At 38.8% G+C, this 25,268-nt stretch carries 15 protein-coding genes; 9 read left to right on the forward strand and 6 right to left on the reverse strand.

The window, feature by feature from the left end; all coding sequences use genetic code 11:
• Nucleotides 1-17 precede the first annotated feature (17 nt).
• The gene (locus JOD18_RS13290; protein ID WP_204669527.1) at nucleotides 18-1,301 is read right to left on the reverse strand and encodes a sugar ABC transporter substrate-binding protein; all 1,284 of its coding nucleotides are present in this window, start codon (nucleotides 1,299-1,301) and stop codon (nucleotides 18-20) included.
• A gap of 354 nt (nucleotides 1,302-1,655) precedes the next feature.
• Between JOD18_RS13290 and JOD18_RS13295 the strand changes: the two genes are divergently transcribed.
• The 4 genes from JOD18_RS13295 (at nucleotide 1,656) to JOD18_RS13310 (ending at nucleotide 11,995) form a co-directional block, all read left to right on the forward strand.
• The gene (locus tag JOD18_RS13295) at nucleotides 1,656-3,776 is read left to right on the forward strand and encodes an alpha-amylase family glycosyl hydrolase (RefSeq protein WP_204669528.1); all 2,121 of its coding nucleotides are present in this window, start codon (nucleotides 1,656-1,658) and stop codon (nucleotides 3,774-3,776) included.
• 181 nt (nucleotides 3,777-3,957) lie between these two features.
• Entirely contained in the window at nucleotides 3,958-5,709 is a 1,752-nt protein-coding gene (locus JOD18_RS13300; RefSeq protein ID WP_204669529.1) for an alpha-glycosidase, read from the forward strand.
• A gap of 572 nt (nucleotides 5,710-6,281) precedes the next feature.
• The gene (locus tag JOD18_RS13305; RefSeq protein ID WP_204669530.1) at nucleotides 6,282-8,177 is read left to right on the forward strand and encodes a PrkA family serine protein kinase; all 1,896 of its coding nucleotides are present in this window, start codon (nucleotides 6,282-6,284) and stop codon (nucleotides 8,175-8,177) included.
• Between the two features lie 317 nt (nucleotides 8,178-8,494).
• Complete coding sequence (locus JOD18_RS13310) at nucleotides 8,495-11,995, forward strand: FecR family protein (protein WP_204669531.1); 3,501 nt, start codon at nucleotides 8,495-8,497, stop codon at nucleotides 11,993-11,995.
• A gap of 458 nt (nucleotides 11,996-12,453) precedes the next feature.
• On the opposite strand, the gene JOD18_RS13315 is transcribed toward JOD18_RS13310, so the two are convergent.
• From JOD18_RS13315 to JOD18_RS13335, 5 genes are all read right to left on the reverse strand, one after another.
• On the reverse strand, nucleotides 12,454-13,812 hold the full coding sequence (locus JOD18_RS13315) for an IS110 family RNA-guided transposase (RefSeq protein ID WP_204669532.1): 1,359 nt from the start codon (nucleotides 13,810-13,812) through the stop codon (nucleotides 12,454-12,456).
• 773 nt (nucleotides 13,813-14,585) lie between these two features.
• The gene (locus JOD18_RS13320; protein ID WP_204669533.1) at nucleotides 14,586-15,695 is read right to left on the reverse strand and encodes a glycoside hydrolase family 172 protein; all 1,110 of its coding nucleotides are present in this window, start codon (nucleotides 15,693-15,695) and stop codon (nucleotides 14,586-14,588) included.
• 23 nt (nucleotides 15,696-15,718) lie between these two features.
• Nucleotides 15,719-16,561 carry a carbohydrate ABC transporter permease gene (locus tag JOD18_RS13325; RefSeq protein ID WP_204669534.1) on the reverse strand — a complete coding sequence of 281 codons (843 nt, stop codon included), beginning with the start codon at nucleotides 16,559-16,561 and terminating at the stop codon, nucleotides 15,719-15,721.
• 13 nt (nucleotides 16,562-16,574) lie between these two features.
• Nucleotides 16,575-17,540, reverse strand: a complete 966-nt coding sequence (locus JOD18_RS13330) for a carbohydrate ABC transporter permease (protein WP_204669535.1) — start codon at nucleotides 17,538-17,540, stop codon at nucleotides 16,575-16,577.
• Nucleotides 17,541-17,720: 180 nt separating this feature from the next.
• On the reverse strand, nucleotides 17,721-18,995 hold the full coding sequence (locus JOD18_RS13335) for a sugar ABC transporter substrate-binding protein (RefSeq protein WP_204669536.1): 1,275 nt from the start codon (nucleotides 18,993-18,995) through the stop codon (nucleotides 17,721-17,723).
• 423 nt (nucleotides 18,996-19,418) lie between these two features.
• Here JOD18_RS13335 and JOD18_RS13340 point away from each other — a divergent pair, with 423 nt between their 5' ends.
• The 5 genes from JOD18_RS13340 (at nucleotide 19,419) to JOD18_RS13360 (ending at nucleotide 25,258) form a co-directional block, all read left to right on the forward strand.
• Nucleotides 19,419-21,248, forward strand: a complete 1,830-nt coding sequence (locus JOD18_RS13340; protein ID WP_204669537.1) for a sensor histidine kinase — start codon at nucleotides 19,419-19,421, stop codon at nucleotides 21,246-21,248.
• Nucleotides 21,245-22,828: a response regulator gene (locus tag JOD18_RS13345; RefSeq protein WP_204669538.1), complete on the forward strand. Its 1,584-nt coding sequence runs from the start codon at nucleotides 21,245-21,247 to the stop codon at nucleotides 22,826-22,828. Before JOD18_RS13340 ends, JOD18_RS13345 begins: the two co-directional genes overlap by 4 nt.
• Nucleotides 22,829-23,092: 264 nt before the next feature.
• On the forward strand, nucleotides 23,093-23,680 hold the full coding sequence (locus JOD18_RS13350) for a chromate transporter (protein ID WP_204669539.1): 588 nt from the start codon (nucleotides 23,093-23,095) through the stop codon (nucleotides 23,678-23,680).
• A 17-nt stretch (nucleotides 23,681-23,697) separates the two neighbouring features.
• Complete coding sequence (locus JOD18_RS13355; RefSeq protein WP_204669540.1) at nucleotides 23,698-24,234, forward strand: chromate transporter; 537 nt, start codon at nucleotides 23,698-23,700, stop codon at nucleotides 24,232-24,234.
• A gap of 79 nt (nucleotides 24,235-24,313) precedes the next feature.
• Nucleotides 24,314-25,258, forward strand: coding sequence for a formylglycine-generating enzyme family protein (locus tag JOD18_RS13360; protein ID WP_204669541.1), 945 nt, complete (start codon nucleotides 24,314-24,316; stop codon nucleotides 25,256-25,258).
• Nucleotides 25,259-25,268: the final 10 nt, after the last annotated feature.

The raw sequence follows: 25,268 nt of genomic DNA on the forward strand, positions 1-25,268 counted from the left end.
CTTCCCTTCATTGGATATTATTGAGCACCGCCGCTGGCACTAATATTTGCTTCTATCTGTTCCACTGCCTCTGAAAGAACAGAACTAGGATCTTCTCCTTCTGCAATAAATTGTAATCCATTGTTCATTGGCTCCCAGACTTGAGACATCTGCGGCGTACTAGGCATGGGTACACCATTGTCAATTTGTTCACTAAATGCTTGGAAAATAGGGTCTTCCAAGTTTTCTAAGGCATTGGTGTTAGTAGGCAGCTCGCCAGCCGTTTCAAAGTAATGTTGTGAATTCTCCTCATTGGTAAGGAATAAGGCCAAATCTGTTGCCCATTCTACTTCATCTGAATAATAAGAGACCATCCATGCCTTCACACCAACAAAAGTTTGTGCATCTTCACCATCAATAGTTGGGAAAGGCGTGAACCCTAAGCTGTCACCTAATGCTTCTGTATAGCTTGGAATGCTCCAAGGGCCATTAATAACGGCACCGACTTTCCCTTCTGTAAACAGACCGTCAATAACATCAACTGTTGTAGAGGTCGGAATCAGGCCTGAACCAAAGAATGATTGAAATAATTCTGCCCCTTCAATAGCAGCTTCTGTGTCTAATCCAATATCATTTACATCATACTCACCAGCATCACCGCCGAAAATATAAGCACCTTTTGTTTTAAAGAAAGGATAGGCAAAATACAGATCATCGGGCTTCATTAAGAATCCAAATTGATCTTGTGACGCGTCTGTATGATCTTCTAAAGCCGTCATTAAGTCATCCATTGTTTCTGGTTCATCGATGATATCCTTATTGTAGAAGATTCCATATGTCTCAATAACAGATGGCACACCATAGATGTCGACTTGCCCGTCAAATTCATACTGAACAGATTCAATGGCTGCATCACTATAACTGCTAAGTTCCTCTTCTGTTAGAGATAACGGCTGTACTAATCCTTGTGCAACAATATCACCTGTTCTATCATGTGGCTGGAAAAATAAATCGGGCCCTCTTCCTTCCGGTCCAGCTAATGCCAATTCATCTAACTGATCCAGCATAGACTTGGCGACAACTTCCACTTCAATACCTGTTTGTTCTTCATAATCGGCTGCAATAGATTGCACAGCCTCCAGCTGTTGTTCTTCATCATTTGCCCAGATAGTTAAAGATTCCGGTTGTTCAGCCGTTTCTTCTCCACCTGTGTCATTTGAGGTATCAGAATTCGTTTCTTCTTCGCGATCTGGTGCACATGCAGCTAAAGCCACTACCATAATCAGCAACATCATTAATAAAAATTTTTGACTGCTTTTCATCAAATTTCTCCCCTTTATTATAATTTTTGCGCAATCGATTTCCTGTTCATGGATCATTATACATAGAGCAATATAAATTGGCAAGCGTTTTCTTTTTAGGATTTGTCTAGAAAAAATTTCTACATTAAATACAAAAAAATAAAAAGCATTTTTTGTTAAAGGGGATTGACAGATAGAAAGAATATTGTATAATAATATTAACAATGCGGAGAAAACGCTTAAATAACAATTTGAGGGCACTGCTTTTGTATCGTATACAAACAACCCCGGCTTTTTTTAAAAAAAGTTGGGGTTGTTTTCTTGTTTGCAGAAAAAGGAGGTATTTTATAATTTGAAAAGAAGAGAGGGATAAAAATGGGAAGTGTAATAAAGGTTTTTAGGCAAACGATTGCATTAATTTTCGTTTTGTTTAGCTTGTTTATTTGTTTTACATTCGAATCTCTGACAGTAGAAGCTAGCAATAAAGTGAATTATGCCCAAGATACGATTTATCAAATTGTTACGGATCGTTTTGAAGACGGAGACCCATCGAATAATCCGTCAGGGGAATTATTCAATCCGACCGATTTGCATAAATATCATGGCGGGGATTGGCAAGGAATTATTGATAGGATAGAGGATGGCTATATTACTGATATGGGGGTTACTGCTTTATGGATTTCCCAACCAGTTGAAAATGTATATGCCGTTCATCCAAATGGCTATACCTCGTACCATGGTTATTGGGCGAGAGATTATAAAAAAACAAACCCTTTTTATGGGGATTTTGACAAATTTGATGAATTAATCCAGATTGCCGGTCAGCATCATATAAAAATCATTATGGACTTTACGCCGAATCATTCTTCGCCTGCATTGGAAACAGATCCTGATTATGCAGAGAATGGAGCAGTATATGATAATGGTCATCTAATCAGCAAATATTCTGACGATTCTTTAGGTGTTTTTCATCATAATGGAGGAACTGATTTTTCTACATATGAAGATGGCATATATAGAAACCTTTATGATTTAGCAGACTATAACCTTCAGAATGAAGCAATGGATCAATATCTCAAGGAATCGATTGAATTATGGCTGGATAAGGGAATTGCTGGAATAAGGGTAGATGCTGTTAAGCATATGCCGCAAGGATGGCAGGAAACATTGGTCAATCATGTTTACTCTCATGAACCAGTTTTCACGTTTGGGGAATGGTTTCTCGGAGAAGGTGAAATCGATCCAAGAAATCATTATTTTGCCAATGAGAGTGGAATGAGTCTGCTGGATTTTCAGTATGGCCAGCAAATTAGGTCTGTATTAATGACACAACAGGAGGATTGGCTCGATTTCCATGAGATGATTGAACAAACAGCTGCCAGTTATCATGTGGTAATCGATCAGGTAACATTTATTGATAACCATGATATGAGTAGATTTCATAAAGACGGAGAGCCAGAAATAAATACCGAAATGGCTTTAGCAGTGTTATTAACCTCTAGAGGCGTGCCAACTATTTATTATGGGACAGAGCAATATATGACTGGGGAGACAGACCCAGAAAATAGAAAAATGATGACTAACTTTGATGATTCGACAACTGCCTATCAGATCATTAGTAAACTGGCTCATCTTCGTCAAGATAATTTGGCGCTTGGTTATGGGGATACAACAGAGCGCTGGATAAATGAAGATGTCTATATATATGAAAGAAGTTTTGGTAATCATGTTGTTGTTACTGCAGTAAACAGCGGGGATGTTGATTATACTATTAATAATTTGGTTACCGCTTTACCTGAAGGAAACTATGAGGATGTCTTAGATGGTCTTTTGAATGGTCAGTCCATTCAGGTTGGCACAAATGGTGCAGTAAATAATTTTGTGCTGCAAGCTAATGAAGCAGCTGTTTGGGAAGTTTCCAACAATGCAGATAATCCCTTGATAGGGCAAGTTGGTCCTATGGCAGGACAACCGGGGAACAGTATTACAATAAGCGGTGAAGGCTTTGGAACAACGGAAGGGAACGTTTATTTTGGTACGGAAACTGTTTCGATCGCCTCTTGGAATGATCAGGAAATTGTTATTGAAATTCCAGATATATCTAGTGGTCGATATGATATTCAGGTGATGACGGCAGATCAGCAAGAGAGCAATTTATATCCCAACTTTGAAGTTTTAACCAATCATCAGCTTTCCGTTCGATTTAAAGTGGAAGAGGCGTATACTGATTATGGAACAGAAATTTATTTAGTTGGCAATACACAAGAATTAGGAAATTGGGATCCAGAGCAAGCAATAGGTCCATTCTTTAATGAAATTATGGAGATTTATCCGAATTGGTACTACGATGTGAGTGTACCTGCTGACCAGCAGCTAGAATATAAGTTTATTAAAAAGGATGGAGCAGGTAATATCGTGTGGGAAAGTGGACCGAACCACACCTATACCGTACCTGAGAGTGGGACAGATACGGTTACTACAAATTGGAGAAATTGATGTGCCGGGCAATGCTTTTTGTATAAAAACAACCCCATCTACTGATATGGGGTTGTTTCTATTTTGGATCGATATTTCCTGTTTTATCATCTGTAAAGAAAGCAAGTCCCACTAATTAGGCGTTGTGATATGGTCGCAACAGGGGCTTTCTATATATCTAATGAATAAAGGAGAATGTCAAATGATTATCGAAGCTATCAAACACAGAGCAATGAATCCATACTTATATGCAAGGAATAAAGATACAGTAGATATTTTATTGGAAACCAAAAAGGATGATATGGAAAGGATAGTTTTGATTTATGCTGATCCATATGACTTTAAAGGAAAAAAGTGGCAGTATCAAAAGCAGGAAATGGTGAAAACAGGCACCACTTCACAAACAGATTATTGGAGGATATCTGTGACACCAGAATTTAGAAGGCTTCGTTATGGCTTTGAGTGTATAGATAAAAAGAAAGAAAAAGTGTTTGTCACAGAGCGTGGCCATTATGACACACTTCCTGCCGATATAGGAAACTTCTTTTGTTTCCCGTATTTGCATGAGGCTGATGTCTTTCAGGCTCCGGAATGGGTGAAAGATACGGTTTGGTATCAAATCTTCCCAGAACGTTTTGCCAATGGGGATGCTTCCTTAAACCCGAAAGGCACATTGCCATGGGGAAGTGAGGAGCCTGCACCTGACAATTTTTTTGGCGGTGACTTTCAAGGAGTTATCGATCATTTAGATTATTTGGAAGATTTAGGGGTTAATGGTCTATATTTTACGCCAATTTTCAAGGCATATTCCAATCATAAGTATGATACGATCGATTATTTGGAGATTGACCCGCAATTTGGTGATAAAGACACCTTCCGTCAATTGGTGAAGGAATGTCATAAACGCGGTATCAAGGTTATGTTAGATGCGGTATTTAATCATAGCGGCTTTTATTTTGCTCCGTTTCAGGATGTCTTAAAAAACCAAGAAAAATCACGCTATAAGGATTGGTTTCATATATGGGATTTTCCTGTACAGGCAAAAGGGAAACCAAATTATGATGCGTTTGGTTTTGTGGCCAGTATGCCGAAATTAAATACTGCCAATCCTGAGGTGAAGAAATATCTATTAGATGTGGCAGCATATTGGATAGATGAATTTGATATTGACGGGTGGCGCTTGGATGTAGCGAATGAAATAGACCATGCCTTTTGGCGTGATTTTCGTCAAGTGGTAAAAGCCGTTAAACCGGATGCATACATTCTTGGCGAGATTTGGCATGATTCGATGAAATGGCTCCAGGGCGATCAATTCGATGCCGTGATGAACTACCCATTTACAAATGGAGCAGTGGAATTTTTTGCGAAACAGACGATGGACGGTCAGGCATTTATTGACACGATTACTAAGGTATTGCATATGTATCCGCAGAATGTGAACGAGGTTGCCTTTAATTTACTGGATAGTCATGATACACCTCGAATCTTGACAGAAGCAAAAGGGCATAAAGAACGCATCAAATTATTATATTTATTCCAGCTTTCTTTTATTGGATCTCCTTGTATTTATTATGGGGATGAGATAGGGATGGATGGAGAGAATGATCCAGGTTGCCGTAAGTGTATGGTATGGGAGGAAGACAAGCAAGACCGAGACTTGTTTGCTTTTGTTCAGCAATTAATCAGACTAAGAAAAGAGATACCTGCCTTTGGCAATCAATCTAATTTTCGATTTATTGGTAACGAAGATTCAGCAATAGCTTACCAAAAGGAGACTGAACAAGCTACATTGATTTTTGTGTTAAATAATGGAGAAGAGCCTCAAAAGATAGAGATCGCACCTTTGGCAGGTGAGGAAGCAACAGAACTATTCAGCGGAAAAGAGATTGCGTTTTCTAACCAAGGGGTTGTAGAGGTAGAAGGGTATGGCTTTCGTTGTTTTCATCTGAATTAGATAAAAGGCTTGCCCTCTACGAAGGCAAGCCTTTTAATTTATCTCAGTGTAACTGGCTGATTGGTTCGACTAATATTCAATGGAGATGGACAGACTAAGTTCGCGACGTCCTGTCACAACGTCTCCACTAGTCGTCCTGTGCGTTGACTCCCCACTGATCGAAGTTTCCCTTTATTGCTTTGCTTCATATCCTGCAGCAAAAATAGCAACTAGAAATGTAATACAGACACCGATGACCAATGCAACACCCATAGAAATATCCTCCTTTATTTAGCTTTCCACATGTATTATGTACAGTTTATCACAGTGCAGCCATTCGTAAACCTATTCTCTGATATAGGTCTGAATAAGTGGAACCGACCATTAACACTCTGATAAGTTTTGCTGATCGTTTATCATCAAGAAAAGCCCTTGATGATGGAAGTCTTATGTTATGGTTACCTCTCACTATTATACCTAAATCCTGTTTGTTTGTGAAGTCATGATTTCTACTCATTATTTCCTAGCTGATCACATACATTTTAGATATAGCATCAAGCACAAAAGGGTTCACAAGACTGGGAGGTTGTTTAATGGAAATCTTGAAAAAGGCACAACAATATCGTGAATCGCAACAGGCTTTAAGGTGGGAAGGAACCTTTTTAGAATATCTGGAGTTATTAAAGGAAAAGCCTTATTTAGCGCAATCGGCGCATTCACGTATATACCAGATGATAAAGGATCAAGGGGTGGAAGAGGAAAATGGGGTGCGGCGGTATAAGTTCTTCAGTAATGAATTATTTGGTTTAGAAGAAGCACTGGAGAAATTAGTGGAGGAATATTTTCATCCTGCAGCTAAGCGTCTGGATGTAAAGAAACGAATTCTACTCCTGATGGGGCCTGTCAGTGGAGGGAAATCAACCCTAGTGACTATGTTAAAAAGAGGGCTGGAACAATATAGTTTGACAGATCGGGGAGCGGTTTATGCCATTAAAGATTGTCCTATGCATGAGAATCCCCTGCATCTTATTCCTGCCCATCTCCGTCCTGAGTTTGAACAAGAATTCGGGATTAAAATTGAAGGCAGTCTTTCGCCATTAAATCGTCTCCATTTAGAAGAGAATTATGATGGCCGGATTGAAGATGTGTTAGTGGAAAGAATCTTTTTCTCTGAAGATAATCGTACAGGGATCGGCACCTTTAGCCCATCTGATCCGAAATCACAGGATATTGCTGATTTAACAGGTTCCATCGATTTTTCTACGATTGCCACCTATGGTTCAGAGTCAGATCCGCGTGCCTATCGATTCGACGGCGAATTAAACAAGGCCAACCGAGGTCTGATGGAGTTTCAGGAAATGCTAAAATGTGATGAGAAATTTCTCTGGCATTTGCTCTCACTCACTCAAGAGGGTAATTTTAAAGCCGGGAGGTTCGCGTTAATTTCAGCTGACGAAATGATTATTGCGCATACAAATGAAACAGAATATCGTTCATTTATCTCCAACAAAAAAAATGAGGCTTTGCATTCCAGAATGATTGTTATGCCGATTCCCTATAATCTAAAGCTGGACCAAGAAGAGCGGATTTATCAGAAAATGATTGAAGAAAGTGATATTGAGGATGTCCATATTGCACCACACACATTAAAAATTGCTGCGATGTTTACGATTTTAACTCGTCTGAAGGAATCAAAACAGAATCAAATCAGCCTTTTGAAAAAACTCTATCTATATAATGAACAGGATGTAGAGGGTTTTAGTGAACAAGATGTTCATGCTTTGAAGAAGGAATACTCTGATGAGGGAATGTCAGGGATTGATCCAAGATATGTTATTAATCGGATTTCATCGACGATCATCCGTAAAGAAATGCAAGCCATTAACGCCTTGGATGTTTTGCGGTCTTTGAAGGATGGGTTAGATGATCATGCTTCCATCACCAAAGAACAGAAAGAAAATTATTTGGATTTTATTTCGATTGCCCGAAAAGAGTACGACGAATTGGCAAAGAAAGAAGTACAGAAGGCATTTGTATACTCTTATGAAGAGTCGGCTAAGACATTAATGGATAATTATTTAGACAATGTCGAAGCATTTTGTAATAAGACAAAACTAGAGGATCCTTTGACTGGAGAAGAAATGCAGCCAGATGAGAAGCTGATGCGTTCGATTGAGGAACAAATAGGTATTTCTGAAAATGCCAAAAAGTCCTTTAGAGAAGAAATCTTAATTCGTATTTCTGCCTATGCACGTAAAGGCAAGAAATTTAATTATCAATCCCATGAACGCTTGCGAGAAGCGATTCAAAAGAAATTATTTGCCGATCTAAAGGATGTAGTCAAGATTACCACATCTACCAAAACACCAGATGAGCGCCAATTAAAGAAAATGAATGAAGTCGTCGCTACATTAGTAGAAGAATATGGTTACACTACCCAGTCTGCGAATGATTTATTGAGGTATGTGGGTAGTCTGCTGAATCGATAGGAACAAAAGGGAACTGCTGTACCATCAAATATCTGATGGTACAGCAGTTTTTTTTGGCCAAAATTTATCCCAGGGCAAACGTCCGTAAGATCCACTTGTATATTCGTTTCCTATCCTGGAACAGACATCTCATTTGTTAAGCAAGGAATAAAAAGCTGAACTGATTTTTCAAAAACCTCTCCACCCCCTTGCTCCATCTATTCATTTTTTTTAGCGGAAAGGTTGATCTCAATCTGTGTGTATGCAGGTATAATTGATGAAAATGAATCAGTGAAGGCGATATGAAGCTATCATAAATGAAAGGGAAGGAGTATACTATGCCGAGAAAGAAACTGTTAGCTAGTTCATTAGTTGTATTGTTAGTTGGTATTATTGCAGCAATTGTTTATACAGCTAATAATTCAATGAAAGCGGAGCAAATAGATGCAGACCAGCCAAAGGATACCTTCTCAGAAAAAGCAGCGCCCAGTGCAGGAAATGAAAATCATCAACTGGTACAAGTGAGCAACATAACAGGGGAGGTGTATGTAACTAAACCAGATGAGGAGAAACAAGCAGTTACTTCTAAGACAATTTTGGAAGAAGGCGATACACTGACCACTAAGGAGAATGCTGCCGTTGAAGTTACTTTAAATGGTAATGGCAGCATGTTTATTGGTGAAAATGCAGAAGTTCTTATTGCCGAGTTAACCTCTTCTGAAGAAGGAGTGGAGATTACTTATAATCAATCAACAGGGAATTTATTGCATATGGGAGAGCATAATGATTATTACAAAGTTAATGTTGGGACACTAAAGACGAAAGCGGAAGGCACATATTTTGTTACTTCTGTTGACCCTAATACAGGTGACAGTGCTGTATTTGTCTTTGCTGGAGCAGTCCGAGTAGGTGAACATGAAGAAGAAATAATGGCCTACCCGGCTCAACAGGTAGTGCAGCATGAAGGCGAAATGATTCTCAAAGAGATCAACCCAGATGAACTTACCAAACTGTTAGGTGATGACATTCTCAAACAGTTAATGAAAAATAAGCAAATGATAGATGAAGAGAATCGCCTCTTCTTAGAAAACTTGGAAAATGATCAGGAATTATTAGGCTACCTAGGAATCGAATCCTTGGATAAGCTGTTGGAATATCAACAGAAAATTTTTGGCATGATTACAGCTATTGCACAAGTATTCCCTGAACAAGGCAGATTGAATGAGTCAGAATTAGCTGAGCTTATGGAGAAATATAATCAGTATATACATGCTGATGGTCAAATCAACATTATTGGTGTACCGGATTGGGAAGTGACTTATGGTGACAGACGAAGAGAGGGGGTAGTAAAGGAAATAGAACAAAGACAAGAACGAGAAGAGCAACGCAAACAAGAGAAACAAGTACTTCAAGAACAACTGGAAGAGTTGAGACAAAGGCAACAGACCCAGCAAAATCAAGAACAACAAGCACTCCAGGATTGGCTGGAAGAACTAAGAGAAAAACAGCGGGCCCAGCAAGATCAGGAACGACAAAGGCAAGAACAGCAGCAGGCCCGGCAAGATCAAGAACAAGAACGACATGGAGAACAACAGCAGTCTCCACAAGATCGAGAGCAGCAAAAAGAACAACCACCACAAGAAAAGCAAGATGATAAAGAATTAACTCCACCACAAAAAGAACCTTCTGAAGAACAACCAAAGGAGGACTATACAGCGGAGTTTAACAACATAAAAAAACAATTAATGAGTTTCACAGATATTACGATCGAATTAACAGAAGATGAACGTGTTATCGAATTAATTTCAGATTGGCAGCGTGTGCCTCATTTATCGTATACGATCTCATCTGCTAATGAAAAGGTGGCTACTGGTGTAATGGATGGAAAACAAATTATTCTGACACCACATGATATTGGCATTATAACCATTACCATATCAGTTAAGTTGGATAATTTGGAGGCCTCCAAACAGTTTCAGCTTCAGGTAGTAAGCCGCCCATTGTTTGGGCCGAAAAGTATCACTTTTCAAGATGAAAATCCATTGTTAAATAAAATAAATGGGGAAATTTTGATTGAAAAAGCTGCTGATGAATCGAATATAACTGGTTATTCATTATATTGGGTGAGAGAGAATAATGAGAAAATGGGGAAACGATTAACAAACCTTAAGAAAACAGGAGAGGATTTGGTATTTACTCTAGCGGCAGAAACAAAAATTCCAAAAGGTGCAACAGGTATATTGGCAGTCGCCCAAAATGATATCGGCGAATCAGAGGAATATGCTTATACCTCGATTCATGACTTTGCCAATCCGTGGTTAAAGGAACCGATTACGGATCAGGAAATACCTGCACAAGAGAGCCGGCATCTAGATATATCAAACGTGTTTATGGATGAGAAAGGAACAGCAATTATCTCGGAGGCAGATTATAGCTGGGAAGTATCTACAGCTGATGAGTCGATCGCTCGTGCCTATTATGATGATGGTCTTTGGCTGGAAAGTTATCATGAAGGAACAACAGAGGTAACGGTGATCTTACAAGCTGTTAAAGGTGACAAGGAACCAGTCACTACATCTTTTGCAGTAACGGTTCTTGCTCCACCAGAACCAAAACCAACTATTCCTGCAACTGGTCCGGTCTCTGTTGTATTTACCGACAAGGAACCATTAAGAGGAAAAGTGAGCGGTGACATAACAGTTGGGAGAGCGGAAGAGGAAGACAATTTGGATTCCTATGTCCTGTACTGGGGAAACAGTAATGGAGAACGAATCACGGAGATTGCTACGTTGGCAAAAACAGGAGAGGATATTCGTTTTACTTTTGCTGAGGTAACAGATATTCCAGAGAATGCTGAGGGCATATTGGCCGTTGTGCAAAATGATATCGGTGAATCAGAGGAATATGCTTATACCCCTATTCACGATTTTGCTAATCCGTGGTTATACCAAGCTCTTGAAGACCAGACCGTAATGATAGGGGAGCGGAAATATTTAGCTCACTTTGGTATTTTTAAAGATGCGGATGGAAATATCATAACCCCAACCTATGATACGCTTACGATTGAAAGTGATGATTCTAATATTGCAGACGCCTATATGGATGGCGGTAATATTATACGAGGCGGAGGGGAAGGGACGACAAGTATCACGATTACTTTAGGTAAGAATTCTGGTGATTTTGAACCTGTTTCTTATACTTTTAATGTTACGGTAAGTCCAAAGCCAGATCAGCCGCCTGCAAATGGTCCTGTAGCTTTGACATTTGAAGATAACGATTCTTTTGCTGACAAAATAAGCGGATTTGTAAGGATTACACCTCCGGACGATGTTTGGAACATAGATCAATATCATGTTTATTTTGCAGATGCTGATCACAGACGAATCGGAGAAAAAATCGGCAGTGATGAAGGGACAGTATTTTACATCAGTCCCGGGCAGATTCCTGAAAATGCTACCGGCCTGATTGCAGTTGCAGCTAATGAAAATGGTGAATCGGAATCTTATGCTTATATAGAAATAGAGGATTTCCAGAATCCAAGCGGGGTGTATTGGACACCAGGTATGAAGGTCGAAGTTGGTGAAAGAAAGGTTCTTGCATATAACTGGTCTGAATTATTTCTGGATCCATATGGTGAGCTGATTCCATTCCCTAATGACCGTTTTGATATATCTGTAATCAGTATAAATCCTGAATTAATTCAGCTTCATCATGAAGGCGATGACATCTATTTAGAAGGCCTTCAAGCAGGCTGGGGATCTATCTCGTTTATTTTAACGGATAAGCAACAACAGTATCAAGATGCTGAATTAGATCTTTGGATTGAGGTCTTGGAATAAATAGAGATAATCGAACCTAACAAAAAATAATTCGCATTACAGAAATGAATAGAAATAGAGTGTTTCATTCGGTTGATGTAAAAGAAATGGGGATGCCACGAAATGTACATGTTGCATTTTGTGGCAGTTTTTTTGCACTATAGCGTACAATGTCAAATACTTTTTTCAAGTTTTTACGTAACTTTAATACACCTACCGTAATTGTATTTTTTTACAAGTAGCAATTAACCAAGTTCATGATGAAACAGGCTCCATTTTCTTGATTCAGAAGTGGGATGTCACTCGATTCTTCATCTGCATGGATGCAATCTGGCATAGAGTACAAAATAGATAGATAACGTACTAATTCGCATTTACAGTTCGAGTGGGATAAGGCTATAGAGCGAGGTCATAATGCCTCTGGAAAGTGGATTCGATCTCCACTCGAACCAAGAGAATGGAGCCTATTTATTTGTTTTTTACGCACTTAAGGGCAATGTTAGCTTCTTAAATACTTCTTTTTTGTAATGGTAATCGGGATGATTCCATTGAAATGGTTCTCCTCTGGTAAGCATGGCAAACGCAATTTTTAGGAGTTTGTTCCCCATTGCGATGTAAACAGAACCCGCTTTTTTTCCTTTTTCTTTCAAGCGCATAACAAAAGGTTTCAACGCTTCATTATGGATAGAAAGGCTTCGTCCTGCATTATATACGGCCCTTCTTAAATTTGCATTTCCTTGTTTGGAAATACGTCCTTTGTATCCAGCTCCAGGCCCAGATTGTTTAATAATTGGATTTGTTCCTGCCTTTTTAATAAGCTGACCCGCACTAGAAAAGTCAGAGAGATCCCCCATTTCACAAAAGATTTCTGCAGCTGTAACTAAGCCAATGCCAGGAATCGTTAGAAGTAAGATGCCGTTAGTTTGAATAAAAAGTCGTTCTATTTCCTTTTCATAGGTTTCGATATTTTTGGTGTGGTATGCATAATCTTTTAATTTTTGTTGTAAAAGAAATCGTTCACTAGAGAGATCTTCGCAAGGCTTGGAAACACTCTCACTTGCGGCAAAAAGTAACTTTTCAATGGTTGTTTTTCTGATTTTTAAATTATGTTCTTTAGATAATTGGCGTAAACCCAATTCTCCCAGCTTAAGTACCTGAGAAGCATGAGGGTAGTGAGTAAGGAGGTGAACACTTGCTTTCCCCCAAAAATCACTAAATATCTTTTTTGTTTTCAATTTACCATCAATCAGCGTACTGTATCCTTGATATTCCCTCCAAATCTGATCATGGTAGGTACGAATCTCCGTTTTAATACGGGAGCGTTTTTCTATTTCTCTTCTTCTGGCTCTTGTGATGAGTTGAAGTTCTTTGTAGATACCAGTGTTCAACTTAGAATTTGTAGCTTTATTACCAATTAAAGCTTCGGCAATTAAATATAAGTCGATATCATCTGTTTTTGTATACGTCAGGTGTAGCTTTCTTTCTTCATGCGTGGAGGCAGGGTTAATAATATGAACAGAATAACCCTGATCTGTGAGAATACGGACAATATCCTCGTAATAATGACCGGTTGCCTCAATGCCAATGAATACTTTATCTGTTTGAAGTGAAATTTTAGCACGCTCTATTTTATCAATAAGAACTTTCATACCGGTTTGACTAACCATAAAGGAGAATACAGATTCTATAGGTTCTCCATAGTAATTCAAAATCATTGCCTTTTGAAGCACTTTAGAAACATCGATGGGTACAATTAAAACTTTTTCTAAATCAGCACCTCGAATTTCTTTTGCGAATTGACTTCTTCGGAAACCTTGTTTACCATTAAAGTGTCTCATTGACTATGTCCTCCTTGTCGGGTGGGTGATTGAGTAAACTTGGCTAAGTATTTCAATCGTAGCATAGTCAATGGGATTTTTTGTGTCTGAAACCATTATTTCATACACCAGGAAAGGGAGTATAAAAATTTATGGATTATAGTATAAATAAAACTAAGGCTTTCGCCATAAAGACTTGGCGATAAGCCAAGTTTTTCTAATATGTGGGATGGTTCCTTTTGATTATTGTTAGTGATGGAAAAGTGCCTTTACAGAAGACGTTTTTTCCAATTTTCTAAGTCGGCTTCAACAGATAGGATCATCATGAAAAGAATAGCCTTAGCATCTGGTTTAAAAGATGGCTCCTTGGGGCTTGAAAAGATAAGATACCCCTGCCTCTTAGAAAAAGACAACTCTCTAGCGCTTAAACAGATAAGATAATCCCGATATCTTAGCGAAAGTCAACTTCTTGGGGCTTAAACAGCTAAGTAGACCCCAACATCTTAGCAAAAGCCAGCTCCTTAAAGCTTAAACAAATAAGATGATAATCTCAGCAATTGATCAAAAACCCGCACCTTAGGATTTGAAAAGGTCGAGTAGCAATAGGTGTCAACAGAAATAGATATCTTGACAGCCCCCTTTTCAACCATATGAAAAAATAAGTCATACACTTAAAAAGAGAGACTGTCGCACCATGTAATTCCATGTGCAACAGTCTCAATTAATTTATCCCGGTAAGCGTCTGTCTCAAGTTTTAGAGGGATGTTCAAAACAAGACAGGTGTGCTCTCCACTTTATCGCGGCCATCTGTCCTTAGCACTTGCAATCGGAGAGAAGGCTTGATGTGGTTCTGTTTGATACCAATAAGCGACAGAGCATACATCATCTTGTCTTTCAAACAAACCATTCTTATAGACACCAATTTGTTGAATGGTCACCTTCAATTCTTCTTCAAAACGAATCGGATCAGGGATATGCCAACGATAGAAGCCTCTCATTGGAGGGACATCATCGTTATGAAAAGGGAAATGAACGGTGTCATCTGCCTTCGAGTAATAAGGGTATCCCATATAAGGTGTGCAGTAGGTGTTTTCAACGGTTTTACCGTTTTCTTGTGTGGCAAAGCTCCAAGCACCGCCGAAATAATCTTCCATTCCAGTACCGCAAATAGTTGGATAATCTTTATCGCCGTCCATATAGAATTTCACTTCGCCTTCACCCCACCAGTAGCGTTCTAAGGTAGCCAGCCCGATATAGGTTCCGATGTACTGCCCTTTCCCTTTGATTCCGTCAATAATGACATAATCTTCTGCAAGATTAGTGATTTTTTGACGGTTCCATTTGGCGTGGAAGTAAGCTGTATTATCTGGTAAAGAATCATAGAGACAGTAATCGATCTGATAGAATAGAGCAGGGATTGGCGCCTCATGCTGATTTTCCACCGTAATGACAGCCTTTTTGTGAAAAGGCATTGGGAAATAGCTGTTAAAGCCTCTGGTTGGATTGACGGCAATCGGGACGGAGTTAATCGTACATCCCCGGCCAAAGCCATTACAGAAGAAATCACCTAATGGTGCTTCTACAGAAGGCTGATCTTCATCATCCCAGTACATGCGAAGGACAAGGTCACGAAGAACAAAATAATTCTCTTCAGTTCTGTCGGTGACAGTCATCCAGATGTGCTGAATAACTCCTGGTCCATCAATCTCACATAAAGTAACGGTCTCACCCGGCTTTACATCTCGCAGACAGGGGGAACCTTTACGGGAAGGGCCTAAATTACTGGAGGCCTTTCCTCCTTGTCCACGTTCACCTTTTGGGTTTTCGGCTGTAATAGCTCTTGTTTTTCCATTGTTCGTTAAAGGTAGAGAAGCTAAACTGTTTGAAAATACGTCTTGAAACATGATATAAACACCTCTTTGTTTTATTATTGTTTAACGCCGCCTTGTGTAATTCCTTCCATAATGTTTTTCTCGAAAAACAATACGAAAAGGATAATCGGCAAGATAATAAACCAGCCCATCGCACTGATTAGATCCCAAGGAACCTCAAAGTTGCTCTCTCTGGGTACGGTTGTAATCCCTACACTTAACAGCTTGATCTTATAAGTGAAAAAGAGCGGGGTGAAAAATTCGTTCAAACTTTGAATGAAATTGATAATCGATACCGTGGCAATCGCAGGTTTCATTAATGGGAAATAAATTTTGAATAGAATGGTGCCAAAGTTTGCTCCATCTATTTGTGCTGCTTCCTCTAAAGAAGCTGGTATTTGTTTAACGAAATTATACAAGATTAATACAGAGAACGGCAGTAATAAGCTTGTATACAAAATGATCAAACCAGCATAAGTATCTACAAGATCAAACGATTTCATAAAATCATATAAAGGTCTGGCTGTAATAACCGGTGGAATTAACGCTGAGAATAATAATAACCTAAATGCCCAGCTCACACTTTGAAACAATTCGAAACGGGCAAAGGCATAGGCCGCAGCGGTTCCTAGTATAATCGTTAAGAGTAAGGAACAGACCGTGATAATCAGTGTGTTCCAAGCCATTGTTGCTACATCCAATTCCACAAATAAATCAACATAGTTTTGAAACGTAAAATTCTCCGGAAAAAAATTGATAGGAGTTGAAAATAATTCTCCTCTTGGGGTGATAGATGATATAAATACCCAATACAGAGGAATTAATATAATCATGGCTACTCCGAGGGTAAGGCTCCACCGAAAGATGAATGTAAGGATACGTTTTTGTTTGGCAGACATATTCATTCCCCTCCTAATACTGTGCCTTTTTAATAAATAGTAAGTTGATGCTGCTGAAAACAATCATGATCAGGAATAACATTAAGGCTAAAGCAGAAGCATAGCCGATATTTAGATTAGTAAACGCTTCTACAGCAATTCGATAAGCTAAAAGACTGGTAGAATCACCAGGGCCTCCGGAAGTCATTGCATATACTAGGTCATACATGGTAATACGCCACATGGTAAAGAAGATACAAAGCGTTAATAAGGTCGGCGTAACCATAGGCAAGGTTATCTTGAAGAAGGATTTGATATGACCTGCGCCATCAATCTTGGCAGATTCATAGATTTCTTCAGGAATAAATTGCAGTCCGGCTAGCAATAGGATCGCAAAGAACGGAATATCTTTCCAAAGATCGACCAAAATAACGGCTAATTGAGCAGACCAAGGATGAATCAGCCAATCAAACTGAAATTCTGGGGCGATTCTTCTGATGAGGTCATTGACTAATCCATAGCTATCGTTGAATGCCCATTTTGCTGCAATACCGGTCACGACCATCGGCATTGCCCAAGGGATTAACGTAATCGTTCTAAGAAATTTCTTGCCTTTAAACTTCATATTTAATAATAAAGCTAAGCCTAAACCTAGTATGACGTGAAATATCATCGATACAACGGTAAATACAATCGTGAAGTTAACAGAGGCAATGATTTTGCCGTCTGTAAAGATACTGGCGAAGTTTTGTAAACCGACAAAAGTTGCTTCGCCGCCTTTAAACATGTTTATTTCAAAGAAACTATTGATAAATGTGACAATCAGAGGGTAGACAATCGTAAATCCTCTGATAAGCAAAACAGGTAAGATTAACAGCATCGCTAGTTTCCATTTCGTTGATCTTTTCATTGAGCCTTGCATAAAAATCACTCTTTCTGTATAGGAGATTGAACCATCCTTAATCCCCGCCTCCACCCAGCAGGTCGTTTGACGGGGCAATGGATATGAACACCCTGATAAGTCTCGCTACCCAGCAATGGGGAATGAATCCCCTACTGACGCTAGTCTCACTTTATCCCGGTGCAATCGTCCGTAAGTCTCTCACGTCCAGACTTGGAGAGATGTCGTCAAAGAAGTCTAAGTGAGGGATCACAGACGTTCACACCCCGATACTACCTATTATTCTGCTAAACGATCTATCTCAGCCTGCGCTTGTTCAACGGTCTGTTCTAAAGTTAAATCATCTGAGATATACTGCTGGAATATACTTCCGATCCCGCTGACGAATTCCATTGACTGCGGAACAAGCGGTCTCCCGCGTAATGTACTATTCTCGATATATTCTTTTACACTTTCTAAGCCAGGTGCAGAGAACTCAGGATCATTCAATACATCTAATCGTGCTGGCAATCGACCGGACATTTCATAATAAGCAACTTGCCCTTCTGGACTTGCTAAGTATTCTAATACTTTTTTTGCTGCTGGCTTTTTCTCAGAAGAAGCATTGATCACATGGTGCCAGGAAGCCATATACGCATCATTTGTTTCGAACGTTGGCATCGGTGCGATATCCAACTTATCAGGTCCATAACTATCTGCTTCATCAAAGGTAGGAATGGCTCCGGTGTACATGAATAACATGCCATATTTATTATCAATAAATTTTTGAATCATTGGATCATAGATATCAGCCAATTGACTTGGTGGTGTAACTCCTTCTTCATGAGCTAGGTCATACATAAATTCTAGTGCTTCTTGTGTCTTAGGGTTTTCCCAATCAAAGTAGTCTCCGCCAAATAAATTGATAAAGGTGCCAATTTCATTAAAAACATAACTTCTTTCCCATGCTCCGCCATAACCATAAACATCGCCATCTGTTACAGCATGTGCATAGGCTAAGAACTCTTCCTTATTAGTAGGCGCTTCCATACCTGCCTCGCTCAGCAGTTCATTATTAACCCAGAATGCCAAAATTTCCAAATAGCTTGGTACAGAGTAAATACTTCCTTCATAAGTCGGAATATCTTCCATGTATTGTTCTGCAAAGTTGCTCATCACGTCATCCGTCATCACATCATTCTCTAATGGTTCTAAATATCCAGCCCTTGAAAAGGCAGTAATTAATTCATCATTGATATGCATGATATCTACTTCTGTATCACCAGACGATAGAATCGTTGTCATTCTTGCTACCATATCATCCGGGTTGGTTGGTGTTACTACTACATCAATTTCTACTCCTGTTTCATCCAGAATCTGCTGCTCTAAATCTTCCCATCCAGGCCTGCTTGAGTCATTTGTCATCCAAGTAATGGTTTCCCCTTCTACGTTTACATCTGCGGACTCTTCATTACTTTCCGGCTCTTCTGTATCAGAATTATTAACCCCTACACATCCAGCCAATACAAAGAGAAAAATAGTCAACATTACAAACATAAATCCAAGTTTCTTCATTAATAAATACCTCCATTGTTATCAATACGAGTTCAAAATCAACATATCCTGACAGATATCGGTCTTTATTCGTCCTCTTCATTTGGTTCAATCGTGTAAATAAACTAAGTGCAGCTACTGGGACAGATTTTCGTATAAAAAGTTTGGTCAAAATGGGCTCGCCGGCTAAAATACGCAATGCCAGACTATCAAGTTTTATACGTCAAAAATTCAAGCCAATGTCATTTTATCAGTTGTTTGAACAACACCTATAAGCGCTTACAAGTTTTTAAGGACCTTATATATTGCATTATAATCAGCTATTTGTGATAAGAAAATGTAATTTTTGTAGCATTAAGATATAAAATTTCTAGATGCACTTAAAATAATAAAAATTAGATAGTATATTTAGAGGTATCTTAAAAAGGATAGCTGGTGGTAAAGTTGAAACATCGTTTTATGAAAATAAAGGCTTTTTTCTCCAAGTTTAGAAATAAGCTGTTCGCGAATTTTATTGTGATTGCCGTAATTCCGATTTTGATAGTGGGAAGTCTTTCTTATGTCTTAGCCTATCATATTGCCAAAGATCGAATCATTGATTCGGTTTCTTATACTAGTACCCAATTAAATACTTCACTGGCAGAACGCTTCACACAAATGGAGGACGCGGCGAATGTCATGGAATATTATATGTATACCTTAATTCTGCAATCGGATACATCCTTATCAGAACAATTATCTACCTATAGTAATGTAAGAAACAGCCTGTTTAATCTGAGCAGGACGTTCGAATTTGGGAACGTGAGTGTTTACACGAATGACCAGTTTATTTTCAGTAATGAAGGAATAACATTTTTCTCTTTTGACGATCTGTCCATGCGAGGGATAACTATCGAAGAAATGGAACAGCAGGCCAATCAGCTCAACTGGAGTGTGATGCACGATATAAAAGAACCGTTTGTCAAATATAAATCAAATGCCTCGAATCATTACGTTTCTGTGTCGAAGGCTTTTCAACTAGCAAATAAGGATACACTGGAATATATTTTCTTTATTGATATTCCAGTAGCAGAAATAGCCAAACTTCTGGAGGAGAGGGCTATCGGAACCTCCATTAATGCCTATCTGTTAGATGAAAACGGTCAGCTTATTATAGGAGAAGACCAATTTGTCGATAGAGAAATGTTATCAGAACAGTTGAACACAAGTGATATTGGCAAAAACAGCACATTAACAGTAGGAGATGCTACGGTAATTATCCAGAGAAATCCTATAACACAATGGTTATTAGTGACGGAAGTTCCTAACCAATATATTAGAAGCAATACGAGTGTTTTAATCAGCATATTATTAATCACGCTGGTGTTGACAGTGGTGGTAGCCATTATCAGCAGTTTATTTATTTCTCATAATTTAAGCAAACGGGTCAACAAGATTGCCGAAGTAATTGATAAAATTAAATCGAACAACCACAGCATTTATGACACAAATATGGTTTTACCGGTCTCCAATAAGCCGGAGTTTCATGATGAATTTGACCGGCTTTCTTTGGTATTTAACGATATGACTAAGAAATTAAGGGAAGATTTTGAGCAAATTTTGACTATGAGAAAAATGGAAGAAAAAATGCAGTTTGAGTTACAGCAATCGAAGATTAATCCGCATTTTCTATACAATGTCTTAGATTCGATCAAGAATTGTCAGACTTCAGGAAATATCGAAGAGGCTAATCAAATGATTTCCAGGCTAGCCAAATTTTATCGGTTATTATTGAAAAAAGAGAATGAATTGATTCCTATTCAGGAAGAGTTAGAAATAGCCACTTTATTTATGGAAATTGAACATATTAATAAAACCAATTCCTTCACATGGGAAATTCATACAGATGATATGATTGAAAAATTCCTGCTGCCTAAATTTGTATTGCAGCCGATTATTGAAAACTGTTTAAAGCATGCTTTGTATTATAATGGGGATATTTTGCATATTGTCATTTCTTTGGTATATGAAGAAGATTACATCTTGATACAGGTGAAGGATAATGGACAGGGTATCGGTCAGGAGCAATTAATGGAAATCCGGCAGGTATTAGCAACAAGAAAAATGGATTCGAGGAAGTTTTTTGGTTTAAGTAATGTCAATTATCGAGTAGCCAGTTTTTCTAAGTGTGAGGAACCATTGAAAATGATCAGCACACCTAATCAAGGAACTCTAGTAGAAATTCGGATGGATCAAATGTTTCCCGAAGATGGAATAGAGGAGATGACACCATGAGGAAGTTAATCATCGTTGACGACAATGTAAAAACAAGTGAAGGCATCCGGGCACATATAGGGTGGGATCAATTAAATTTGGAAGTGATCGGCATATTTACGAGCGCTTACGAGGCGTTAGAATTTTTAACCCGGCATTCAATTGATATTATTATTACAGATATTAATATGCCAGCTATGAATGGCATTCAATTGACAAAGGAAATAATCAAGCAGCAGCCTTTAGTGAAAGTAATTTTTATAAGTGCTCATGATGATTTTATGTATGCCCAGGAAGCTATCCGGCTGGATGTCTTTGATTATATTGAAAAACCAATCGATTTTTCTTATTTGGCAGAAAAATTGAAGCAAATGATTGAAATGATCGAGGAGGAACAAGCTATTCTCTATCAGTTAAATGAGAGTAAACCGCTGTTAATGGAGAAATTTTTTACTGATTTAATTGATTCTAATCCGCAATATGCTTCCTATAATCTGTTAGAACAAGCGGAATTTCTCGGGATTGATATTGATAAGAAATCTTATGTTTCTATCGTTATTGATATAAAAAATTTTAAAAATTTAATAAACAAATATACAGTGGAGCAGTGTCACATTGCTTTGATTCAGCTGAGGAATGCATTGATCAATAGATTATCGTCCAATAGTTTAATCTATTACTGTAATCAAACGGATGAATTAATCTTTATCATAGGTTCGGATCACATCAATTTGAAACAATACAGCCAGACAATAGCGGCTTTTTATGCGGAAAACGCTTCTATTTTAGAGTATAAAGTCGGAATTGGCAATATCGTTTCACAAATATGGGATATTTCCATGTCCTATCAAAGGGCAAAGCAGGCATTGGAACATCAATTCATTTTTCCTGAATCAACGATATTTGATGCCAATCAACTAAAGAATCAAGCCAGTAATCCGATCCTCTTTACCTATGAAGATGAAGAAAAGTTAGTAACATTAATTTCTGCCAATGATGTAGAGGGTATGAGCAAGTTTATCAAACAGCTAGAAAAAACCTGGATCAATGAGTCGCTCCCCCGCAGCTTGATCAGTGCTCATATCTATCGATTAATATCCAGGTTGATAAAATTCACCCATGATATCAATTTGAGTGATAAGGATTGGCACTACGAGGCCTCGGTATTTTTTGTCGAGTCGAATCATGTCACCAGCATTAAACAGCTTTCAGAACATTTCTTTTTGTTATGTAAGAAATTGTGCAGTGTGTTTAATGAATCGATTGCAGACCGAACGGAAATCATCGCAGAGGAAACCAAAAGATATATCCATAATCATTACATGGATAGTGATCTGGGTTTAGAAGTCATAGCGGAGCAAGTTAATTTAAACGCGTCTTATTTAGGTTCGCTGTTTAAGCGGGCTACTCATACTAATATTCTTAAGTACATTACTAAAGTTAGGATGGAAAAAGCAGAAGAATTATTAAAGAATAAACAGTTGAAGGTGAAAGATATCAGTGAAATGATAGGATACTCCAATCAATATTATTTTAGTGCAAGTTTTAAAAAATATTATGGTAAAACCCCGACTGAATTTAGGGAAGAATTAGGGAGATAAATGCGGTAGTGCGCTGTCAATTGTCATTGTTGGAGGAAGCGGTTCTGGATCAGCAGTGAGCGTCTGATGATGTCAAGGGAATAATGGACAAAGCCAAGCGTTTTGTCCATTATTTCTATTACATAGATAATCCTTAGCTGGTTTTATCTTCAAAGGAGCCGTTTCACAATAAATTAATAATACTTTTATCCAAAATGGTCTAAAGTGTGTTATAATAGAAAATAAGAGCAGGAAAAGCTAAACCTCTAAAAGGAGGAGCTGGCATTGGGGAGAAACAGAAAATATTTAGGGCAAATTTTTTTAGCTTTTCTGAAGATTGCACCTGCCACTTTTGGCGGGGGATATGCCATGATTCCATTGATGGAAAAAGAAGTAGTTGAAAAAAGAAAATGGATAAATCCGCAAGAAATTGGTGAAATATTTGCCATTGCCCAGTCTGTTCCTGGCGCAATTGCGATTAATTCTGCCATTTTTATCGGTTATCGTTTGGCAGGGGTGCTTGGTGCAATAGCGGCAATGATAGGGATATTGCTGCCGACTTTTCTTATCGTGATCGCCCTAAGTATCCTGTTTATTTTTGTGAAAGATAACCCATACATGGAAGCTGCATTTACCGGTATTCGGGCAGCAGTTGTTGCGATGATTTTGTTTGCTGCTTATAAGATAGGGCTAACGGCCGTTTATGATAAGACCACATTGGTGATTATGATTGTGACGGCTGTGATTTTACTCTTCTTACAGGTTCATCCTGTTGCCGTTATTTTGGCTGGAATTGCTCTAGGTATTGTGATTGTTAAGGTGAAAGAATGGTTTGGCTATGCGACACAATTAGAGAAAGACGAAGATAAATAAAGAGGGAGGGACTGCTGATGGAATTGTTGAGCCTGTTTTGGACATTTTTATTAATTGGCACTGTTTCGTTTGGCGGAGGCTACGCCATGATACCAGTAATTGAAGCAGAGGTAAGCAAACATGGCTGGATGACGACACAGGAATTTACCGATGTTATCGCAGTTGCTGGCATGTCTCCTGGTCCAATTGCTACTAACAGTGCCATTTTTGTGGGCTACCATACAGCGGCTCTCCCTGGTGCGATTGCTGCCACGTTAGGGATGGTCTTACCGTCCTTGGCTCTTATCTTGATTATTGCTTCAGTATTTTTTAAATTTCATCGATTACCTATTGTAAAATCCGCGTTTTACGGGTTGCGTCCGATCATTACCGGTTTGATTATTTATTCGGCTATTCATTTTGCTTTGGCTAACCGGGTGCTGGGAGAATGGTCTTTTGAAACAATCAGTTTGCTGGGGATTTTTTCCCTGTCTTTATTCGCTTTAGTGAAATTGCGGATGCACCCAATTGTGGTCATAGTTTTGGCTGGTATTTGCGGGATCGTGCTATACTAAAAGCGTATGTTCAAAAATCTGCCGTGTCTTTTTTTGAACATCTCTTAACAGATAAGGTTGTGGAGGTGAGCAATACATAATGAATGAAGAGAAACGCAGTTGTTGTCAAGTAAGCAGATCAGATATGATGATGGATAAACAGGAAGAAACTTTGCGAGTAGAAGCAGGAAAGCTGCATGGTACAGATGGAATGGTTTACCTGGCTGGCGGCGAATATTTGATGGGAACCGATCAAGAAGAAGGTTTTAAGGCCGACGGAGAAGGACCAGTACAAAAGGTCACCGTAGCCCCTTTTTATATGGATCAAACAACGGTAACGAATCAGCAATTCCAAGAATTTGTCGAGGCGACTGATTATCAGACAGAATCGGAGAAATATGGCTGGTCATTTGTGTTTTATCAGTTTATTGCAGAAGATTTCCCGGGGAATGTTCAAAAAGTGCCGCAGACGCCTTGGTGGCTGGCTGCTGAAGGTGCTTATTGGTATCAGCCAGAGGGTATTGGTTCTAATTTGGAAGGCCGAATGGATCATCCCGTGATACATGTGTCTTGGAATGACGCGATTGCTTATTGTCACTGGGCAGGTAAACGTCTGCCGACAGAAGCAGAATGGGAGTATGCTGCTCGGGGAGGATTAGTACAAAAGAGATTTCCTTGGGGAGATGAATTAACGCCAAATGAGGAGCATTACTGTAATATCTGGCAAGGCGACTTTCCACGGCATAATACGAAGGAAGATGGTTATGTCGGTACAGCTCCTGCGCAATCCTTTCCTGCCAATGGCTACGGCCTTTATAATATGTCAGGCAATGTGTGGGAATGGTGTGCTGACACTTTCCAAGTCGATCGGCAGGGCAAGATTGACCAAAAACAAGTAGCTGGTAATCTTTCAAAAGTAATGAGAGGCGGTTCCTATCTATGTCATCATTCTTATTGTAATCGTTACCGCGTTGCAGCTAGAAGTTCTAACACCGTAGAAAGTTCTTCAGGTAATATTGGCTTTCGATGTGTTAAAGATGTCTAAAATAATGGTG

The organism is Gracilibacillus alcaliphilus, assembly GCF_016909015.1.
Taxonomy (GTDB): Bacteria; Bacillota; Bacilli; order Bacillales; family Amphibacillaceae; genus Gracilibacillus; species Gracilibacillus alcaliphilus.